The organism is Sphaerotilus sp. (genome assembly GCF_013299175.1).
GTDB lineage: Bacteria > Pseudomonadota > Gammaproteobacteria > Burkholderiales > Burkholderiaceae_C > Sphaerotilus.
In genome coordinates, this window is record NZ_JAAFKF010000143.1 from 1 (window position 1) to 7,377 (window position 7,377).

Consider the following 7,377-nt stretch of genomic DNA (forward strand, 5'->3'; position numbering starts at 1 on the left):
ACGTGATCGCCCGCGTGCGCGACGCGGTGGGCCAGGGGCGTCAGGTGTACTGGGTCGTGCCGCTGATCGAGGAGTCCGAGGCGCTCGACCTGCAGAACGCCACCGAGACGCACGCGCAGCTCTCGGTGATCTTCGACGGCGTGGCGGTCGGCCTGCTGCACGGGCGCATGTCGTCGGCGGACAAGGCGGCGGTGATGGCCGAGTTCACGGCGGGGCGGATGAGCGTGCTGGTGGCGACGACCGTGATCGAGGTCGGCGTGGACGTGCCGAACGCCAGCGTGATGGTGATCGAACACGCCGAGCGGTTCGGGCTGGCGCAGTTGCACCAGTTGCGCGGGCGGGTGGGGCGCGGCGCGGTGGCGAGTGTCTGCGTACTGATCTACACCTCGCCGTTGTCGCAGACGGGCCGCGAGCGGCTCAAGGCGATGGCGGAGACGACGGACGGGTTCGAGATCGCCCGGCGGGATCTGGAGATCCGCGGGCCGGGCGAGTTCATGGGGGCGAAGCAGTCGGGGGATGCGCTGCTGAAGTTCGCGGATCTGGGGCAGGACGGCGGGTTGCTGGACCGCGCCAAGGCGGCGGCGCCGGGATTGCTCGACGCGCACCCGGAGGCGGCGCGGCTGCACATCAGCCGGTGGCTGGGGGGGAAGATGGAGTTTCTGAAGGCTTGAGGCACACTGGGTCGATCGGATACCCGACGGAACAGAAGGAGTGACGCGATGCTGGCGATGCGACAGATCATTGAAGACCCGCAGGAGGAAATCGTGCTGAAGGTGCCGCCGGAGATGCGGCATCGGCGCACGGAGGTCATCGTGCTGACCCTCGGCGACCGACAACCTTGGGCTGATGAGGAGCGCCAGAACAAGTTGGCCAGCTTGGCTGGGGCATGGGCTGGCGAGCCATTGACCCGCGACGATCAAGGCACGCCCGAGGTTCGAACGGCGTGGGGTGGGTGATGTGGCTGCTCGACACGAATGCATGGATCGCCTACCTGAACCCACGACCCAACCCGGTCAGGCAACGCATTCTTGAGCACCATGGGCAGGTTTTTCTGTGTGACGTGGTCAAGGCCGAATTGCTGTTTGGCGCTTATCGGAGCGCCCAGGTCGAGCGCAACTTGGGCACGCTGAGAACGCTGTTCGAAGCGGTGGACTCGCTGCCATTCGAAGGGCGTGCGGCCGACGCATTTGGCCGCTTGCGTGCCACGCTTCAACAGCAGGGCCGACCGATCGGCCCGTATGACATGCAGATTGCGGCGACGGCCCTGGCCAACGACCTCACCCTCGTGACCCACAACACCCGCGAGTTCGTCCGCGTCCCTGATCTCCGGCTGGAGGACTGGGAGGCTTGACACCAACCCTTGAATTCTGACCAGCATGAGCGAATACCAATACTACGAATTCGCCGCCCTCGACCGCCCGCTGACCCCGCAGCAGCAGGCCGAGTTGCGCGAGCGTTCCAGCCGCGCCCGCATCACGCCGGGCGGCTTCGTCAACGAGTACCACTGGGGCGACCTCAAGGGCAGTGCGCTCGACTGGATGAAGCGGTACTTCGACGCCCACCTGTACAGCGCCAACTGGGGCCACTGCCGGCTGATGCTGCGCGTGCCCAAGACCGTGCTGGACGACGCGGCGTTGCGGCCCTACCGGTTCGACGGCGACGAGACACAGGGCTTTTCCATCTTCGATGTCGGCCATGCCTGGGTGCTCGACTGGGCCTTCAGCACCGACGACCACAGCCTGGACCGCTTCGGCATGGACGATGGCCCCGGCTGGTTGTCCGAGCTGCTGGCGCTGCGCGAGGAGATCCTGCGCGGCGACCGGCGGGCGCTCTACCTGGGCTGGCTGATGCGCGCCTACCTGGACGAACTGGACGACGACGCGCTCGAACCCCCCGTGCCCCCCGGCCTGCGCACGCTCAGCCCCGCCCAGCAGGCCCTGTTGCGCTTCGTCGAGTTCGACCGCGACTGGCTCGCCGTCGCCGCGCAGGCCAGCGCCGACCTGGAGGCCGTGGCGGTGGACGAAACGCCGCTGCAGGCCCGCTGGCTCGACGGCCTGAGCACGGACGAGCTGCGCGGCGTCGTGCGGCTGCTGGTGCAAGGCCACCTGCTTGACGCGGCGCAGGTGGTTCGGCAGCACTACACCGAGTCGGTGCGGGCGTGGTCCTTGGCCGAGGGGACCGCGCCAGCCGACACACCACGTCGCACGGTGGCGCAACTGCGCACCGGGCTGGACGAGGCCCGCGCCGCCCGACTGGCCCGCGAACAGCAGGCCCGCGACGCCCAGCGCCTGCACGAGGCCCAGCAGCGTGCCGAGTACCTCCGCCGCGAGATCCTCCCGCGCGTCGGGGCGATCTGGGGCGATGTGGAGGCCCAGTTGTCACGCGGCTCGGCGTCCGCCTACGACCGGGCGCTGCAGCGGGTGCGCGACCTGTCCGACGCGATGCGGCTGGCGGGGCAGCAGGACGAATTCCAGCAGCGGCTGGTGATCCTGATGCGCGGGCATGGCCAGCGGCGGGTGTGGGTGAAGCGGTTGCAGGAGGCGGGCTTGATGTGACCTGTGACCTCAAGCGGCAGGACTGGACGGCCTGCCTCCCTCCGGCCGCAACTGCCGCCGCCGCTCCGCACTCAGGTACGGCCACAGCAGCGCCATCACCTGCCGCGTCCCGTGCCGCACCGCCGCGTCGGCGTTGTCCGGCTCCAGCGCGTGGCGCGGGTCGCGCACGTACTCGTAGCTCAGCCAGTAGGTCAGCAGCACGACGATCGACACCGACAGCGCGCTGGCGTCCTCGTCGCAGAGTGGCGCCCCGTCGATCACGCACAACCGCACCACCCGTTCCCGCACCGCCGCCTGCTGCACCGCCAGCGCCGCCTGGCAGCGCGTCTCCAACTGCCGGTTGCGCGTCAGCAGGTCGTTCAGGTCGCGGAAGATGAAGCGGTAATTCCAGGCCAGCCGCAGCAGCCCCGGCACCAGGTTCCACGCGCCCTCGGCGTCATCGGTCGGACCCGCCGCCGTCAACGCCTCGGTCAACGCGGCCTCGTAGCGGCTGACCAGCGCGTTGACCAGTGTCTCCTTGGCCGGGTAGTGGTAGTACAGGTTGCCGGGGCTGATGTTCAGGTCGGCCGAGATCGCGTTGGTGGAGACGTTCGGTTCGCCATAGCGGTTGAACAGCGCCAGCGAGTGATCGAGGATGCGCTCTGCCGTGCGGCGCGGGGGTTTCTTGGCCCGGTCGGGGGTGGTCATGCGGCGAATCTAGCACCCGCATGGTGCAGTGTCAGGGCGGGTTTGCCTGTGGCCGCAGGAACAGCGCCGCGCACACTCCGCGCAGCCAGCGGTTGCCGGCATCGTGGTGGTAGCGGGCGTGCCAGTGCTGCTTGACGGTGAACTCGGCGATCGCCACCGGACAGGCCAGCACCCGCAAGCCATGCGCCCGCGCCAGCGTCTCGCCGATCTGGCGCGGCAGCGTGGCCACGAGGTCGGTGGTCGAGAGAATCGCGCCCAGCCCGAGAAACCCCGGCAGCTCCAGCAACACCCGCCGCTGCACCCCGCCATCCGCCATCGCCTGCGCCAGCAGCGGCGCGCCCGTGCCGGCCGAGATGCCGACGTGGGCCTCGACCGCGTATTCGGCCTGCGTCAGCGTGTCGCCGAGGCGCGGGTGCCGACCATTGACGAGGCACACCCAGTCCTGCGGATACAGCGCCTGCTGGTAGAAGCCCGACTCCAGCCAGGGCACCAGCCCGACTGCCAGATCCGCCTCGCCCGAGGCCAGCGCGTCGGCGGTCTGCGCGTCGATGCGCGCCGCCGACAGGCTCACCGACGGCGCCAGCGCCCGCACATGCGCCAGCCACGGTGGCAGCAGCGTGATGTGGCTGGCGTCGGTCATGCAGATGCGGAAATGCCGCGTGCTGGTGGCCGGGTCGAATTCGGCGCCTGCCCGGCCAAGGCGGCGCATCGCGTCCAGCGCCTCGCGGGCCGGGCCGATCATCGCGTCGGCGCGGGGCGTCGGCGCCATGCCGCCGGGGGTGCGGACAAACAGCGGGTCGCCGTACTGCTGGCGCAACTGCCCCAGCCAGATGCTCACCGTCGGCTGGCTCAGGCCGAGGTGTTCGGCGGCACGGGTGACGCTGCGGGTGTCATAGAGCAGGTCGAGCAGGTGCAGCAGCCGGGTGTCGGGCAGGGGTGGGTCGTCGGTCAGCATGGAGTGGTATTGCGCAATGCAATGCAGTGTATTGGTCGCATTGGATTGCTGACATGGAGTGGCCGCCCTATCGTCGCGGTCTCGACCACAGGCATTGACCACAGGGAACCACCTTGAACATCTGCATCCTGGGCGCCGGCGCACTCGGCTGCGCCATCGGCGGCGCGCTCGCCGAGGCGGGCGCCGACGTGACGCTCGTCAACCGCTCGCCGGCCCACGTTGCCGCGATCAACGCCCACGGCCTCAGGCTGGTCACGCCGGACGGTGAACGCGCCGTGGCCGTGCGCGCCGCCACCTCGTGCGCGGGGCTGGGCGTGGCCGATGTCGTCGTCGTGCTGGTCAAATCCTTCGACACGCGCTCCGCGATGGAGGGCGCCCGGTCGATCGTCGGCCCGGACACGGTCGTGCTGTCGCTCCAGAACGGCCTCGGGCACGAGGACATCCTGGCGGAAGTCGTCGGCCGCGAGCGGGTGCTGGCGGGCAAGACCTACGTGGGTGGCGTGATGCTCGGCCCCGGCCGCATCCTCTCCGGCGTCACCGGCAAGCGCACCGTCATCGGTGAACTCGACGGCGCCGCAACCCCGCGTGTACAAGCCATCGCCGCCGCGTTCAACCGCGCCGGCCTGGCCACCGAGGTCAGCGACAACATCCTCGGCACGATGTGGGACAAGCTGCTGATCAACGTCGCCACGGGCGCGCTCAGTGGCATCACCGGACTGGTCTACGGCGAGCTGTACGCGATTCCCGCACTCCGCGAGACGGCGCTCGCGGCAGTCGCCGAAGCGATGGCTGTCGCGCGGGCCAGCGGTGTCCGGCTGAGCATGGCCGAGCCGATCGAAGCCTGGGACTGCGCCTCGGCCGGGCTGCCGTTCGCGTTCAAGACCTCGATGCTGCAGAGCCTGGAAAAAGGTTCGATCACCGAGATCGACTTCATCAACGGGGCCGTCGTCCGTGCAGGTGCGCGGGTCGGTGTGCCCACTCCCGTCAACGCCGCGCTCGTCGCCTGCATCCAGGGCATCGAGCGGCGCATCAAGGAATGACCATGGCTCCCAAGGCTTATCTCGAACACGTCGCCATCTGGGTGCGCGACATCCACTGGCACATCCGCTTCTTCCACGACGTGCTCGGCATGGCGATGCGCGAAGTGCAGGGCACCGAAGCCGACCCGGTCCAGTACTGGACCCTCGGCGGTATGCAGTTCATCGCCAGGCCCGACTTCGCGGGGCCGGAAGGGCGGCTCGGCCACCTCGGGATCATGTGCGAGGACGTGGACGCCGCCATCGCCGCCGCCCACACCTTCGGCGTCACCGAGATGCCGCAGGGCCGCAACTGGCTGCGCCTGCCGGACGGGCTGGCCGTCGAGCTGATGCAGGCCCGCCCCGCGGGCTGCGTCGCGCAGGCGCTGTCGATCAACCCCCGAAGCGGACCGCTGCAAAGCTGAAAGCGTGCCGATGCCTACTCCTTATGACACCACCCACGACCTGTACTGGGACGACGCCGAAGTTGGCGCGAGCTGCACCAGCCCGCCCTACGAAGTCACCGAAGCCCGCGTGCTGGCCTACGCCGACCTGAGCGGCGACCACACCCCCGTCCACACCGACGAGGACTACGCCCGCCAGACCCCGTTCGGCACCCGCGTCGCGCACGGCCTGTTCGGCCTGTCCATCGCCGACGGCCTGAAAACGAACAGCGCGATGCGCTTCCAGCCCGGCATGTCGCTCGGCTGGGAATGGAGCTTCGTCGCGCCGATCCAGCTCGGCGACGTGGTGCGCGTGCGCTTTCATGTCGGGGTGAAACGCGAGTCGAAGAGCCGGCCGGGCTGGGGCATCCTGGTGCTGCCGTCCGAGCTGATCAACCAACGCGACGAAGTCGTGCAGCGCGGCGAGCACCGCGTCATGGTCCCGAGGAAATCCGCATGAACCCGTCCACCCAGCCGCTGCCGCTCGCCGGCCTGCGCGTCATCGACTACTCGCACTTCCTCGCCGGCCCCTACGTCGGCCGCTGCCTCGCCGCACTCGGCGCCGAGGTGATCAAGGTCGAGCGCCCCGGCTCCGGCGACGCGGGCCGCCAGCACGCGCACGTCCTCGACGACCAGCAGAGCGGCTACTTCCTGCAGCTCAACATGGGCAAGCAGGGCGTCAGCGTCAACATGCGCGACCCGCGTGGCCAGGATTTCATGCGCAAGCTGTGCGACTCGGCCGACGTGTTCATCGAGAACTACCGCCCCGGTGCGCTCGACAAGCTGGGTCTCGGCTACGCCGAACTCTCGGCGCGCAACCCGAAGCTCGTCTACTGCTCCATCTCCGCCTATGGCCACACCGGCCCGGATGCGCACCGCGCCGGCTTCGGCCTGATCGCCGAGGCCAAGAGCGGGATCATGCAGATGGTCGGGATGCCGGGCGAAGCGCCGCCGCTGCTGCGCATCTCGCTGGGCGACATGTACACCGGCATCCACGCCGTGGCCGCGATCAACGCCGCGCTGCTCGGCCGTGTCCACTCCGGCAAGGGCCAGCACATCGACATGGCGCTGTACGATTGCCTGGTGTCGATGCACGAATACGCGGTGCAGTGCTACACGCTGTCCGGCGGTGAGGTGTTGCCCGAGCAGACCGGCCACGACATGCCGACCTCGACGCTGTACGGCGTCTTCCGTGCGGCGGACGGCGACCTCGTGCTGGCCGCGCAGGTGGACGACGCCTGGAAGCGTTTCGCCGTGCTGATCGAGCAGCACGGCGGCCCGGCCGGCTTCGGCAGCGACACGCGCTTGCACACCTCGACCGGCCGCAACGCCGCCCGCGAGGAGATCCTGGCCGCCGTCAAGCCGTGGGTGGCGGCGCGCACGGTGGCCGACGTGCTGGCGCTGATGGACGGCATCGACGTGCCGGCCGCCAAGGTGCAGCGCATCGACGAGGTGCTGTCCGACCCGCAGATCCAGGCCCGCGGCATGGTCATGGAGCAGGAACACCCGCGCTTCGGCACGCTGCGGCTGCCGAACCTGCCGTTCCGTTTCTCCGGCTGTGACACCACGATTCGCCAGGTCGCGCCCGACCTGGGCCAGCACAACGCCGACGTGGCCGCCGATCTGGGTTTCAGCGCCGACGAGATCGCGGCGATGCAGGCGGATGGCGTGCTGTTCTCGAAACAAGCCCTGACCTCGCCACGACAAGGACTGACATGACC

At 69.4% G+C, this 7,377-nt stretch carries 10 protein-coding genes; 8 read left to right on the top strand and 2 right to left on the bottom strand.

What is annotated here, in order from left to right:
* The 4 genes from QZW52_RS17735 to QZW52_RS17750 form a co-directional block, all read left to right on the top strand.
* The coding region (locus QZW52_RS17735) for a helicase-related protein (RefSeq protein WP_294001119.1) at positions 1-671 on the top strand (671 nt) is incomplete at its 5' end.
* Between the two features lie 48 nt (positions 672-719).
* A complete protein-coding gene (locus tag QZW52_RS17740) occupies positions 720-956 on the top strand; it encodes a hypothetical protein (protein WP_294001120.1) in 237 nt (78 codons plus the stop codon).
* Positions 956-1,351, top strand: coding sequence for a type II toxin-antitoxin system VapC family toxin (locus tag QZW52_RS17745; protein ID WP_294001121.1), 396 nt, complete (start codon positions 956-958; stop codon positions 1,349-1,351). Before QZW52_RS17740 ends, QZW52_RS17745 begins: the two co-directional genes overlap by 1 nt.
* 25 nt (positions 1,352-1,376) lie before the next feature.
* On the top strand, positions 1,377-2,555 hold the full coding sequence (locus QZW52_RS17750; protein WP_294001123.1) for a coiled-coil domain-containing protein: 1,179 nt from the start codon (positions 1,377-1,379) through the stop codon (positions 2,553-2,555).
* A gap of 9 nt (positions 2,556-2,564) precedes the next feature.
* Here QZW52_RS17750 and QZW52_RS17755 read toward each other — a convergent pair whose 3' ends face one another.
* Positions 2,565-3,242 carry a TetR/AcrR family transcriptional regulator gene (locus tag QZW52_RS17755; protein WP_294001125.1) on the bottom strand — a complete coding sequence of 226 codons (678 nt, stop codon included), beginning with the start codon at positions 3,240-3,242 and terminating at the stop codon, positions 2,565-2,567.
* Between the two features lie 31 nt (positions 3,243-3,273).
* Positions 3,274-4,197: a LysR family transcriptional regulator gene (locus QZW52_RS17760; protein WP_294001126.1), complete on the bottom strand. Its 924-nt coding sequence runs from the start codon at positions 4,195-4,197 to the stop codon at positions 3,274-3,276.
* Positions 4,198-4,310: 113 nt separating this feature from the next.
* Here QZW52_RS17760 and QZW52_RS17765 point away from each other — a divergent pair, with 113 nt between their 5' ends.
* Genes QZW52_RS17765 through QZW52_RS17780 form a run of 4 tightly spaced genes read left to right on the top strand, consistent with a single transcriptional unit; the run spans position 4,311 to position 7,375 of the window.
* Positions 4,311-5,237 carry a ketopantoate reductase family protein gene (locus QZW52_RS17765; protein WP_294001128.1) on the top strand — a complete coding sequence of 309 codons (927 nt, stop codon included), beginning with the start codon at positions 4,311-4,313 and terminating at the stop codon, positions 5,235-5,237.
* Between the two features lie 2 nt (positions 5,238-5,239).
* On the top strand, positions 5,240-5,638 hold the full coding sequence (locus tag QZW52_RS17770) for a VOC family protein (protein WP_434738357.1): 399 nt from the start codon (positions 5,240-5,242) through the stop codon (positions 5,636-5,638).
* A gap of 10 nt (positions 5,639-5,648) precedes the next feature.
* Positions 5,649-6,116, top strand: a complete 468-nt coding sequence (locus tag QZW52_RS17775) for a MaoC family dehydratase (protein WP_294001132.1) — start codon at positions 5,649-5,651, stop codon at positions 6,114-6,116.
* Positions 6,113-7,375 (top strand): CaiB/BaiF CoA transferase family protein, encoded by a 1,263-nt coding sequence (locus QZW52_RS17780; RefSeq protein ID WP_294001134.1) that lies wholly within the window; start codon positions 6,113-6,115, stop codon positions 7,373-7,375. Before QZW52_RS17775 ends, QZW52_RS17780 begins: the two co-directional genes overlap by 4 nt.
* Positions 7,376-7,377 lie beyond the last annotated feature (2 nt).

Bases quoted from the DNA above. Each gene is read 5' to 3' on its own strand.
- QZW52_RS17740 (WP_294001120.1), top strand. From the start codon at position 720: ATGCTGGCGATGCGACAGATCATTGAAGACCCGCAGGAGGAAATCGTG.
- QZW52_RS17745 (WP_294001121.1), top strand. From the start codon at position 956: ATGTGGCTGCTCGACACGAATGCATGGATCGCCTACCTGAACCCACGA.
- QZW52_RS17750 (WP_294001123.1), top strand. From the start codon at position 1,377: ATGAGCGAATACCAATACTACGAATTCGCCGCCCTCGACCGCCCGCTG.
- QZW52_RS17755 (WP_294001125.1), bottom strand. From the start codon at position 3,242: ATGACCACCCCCGACCGGGCCAAGAAACCCCCGCGCCGCACGGCAGAG.
- QZW52_RS17760 (WP_294001126.1), bottom strand. From the start codon at position 4,197: ATGCTGACCGACGACCCACCCCTGCCCGACACCCGGCTGCTGCACCTG.
- QZW52_RS17770 (WP_434738357.1), top strand. From the start codon at position 5,240: ATGGCTCCCAAGGCTTATCTCGAACACGTCGCCATCTGGGTGCGCGAC.
- QZW52_RS17775 (WP_294001132.1), top strand. From the start codon at position 5,649: ATGCCTACTCCTTATGACACCACCCACGACCTGTACTGGGACGACGCC.
- QZW52_RS17780 (WP_294001134.1), top strand. From the start codon at position 6,113: ATGAACCCGTCCACCCAGCCGCTGCCGCTCGCCGGCCTGCGCGTCATC.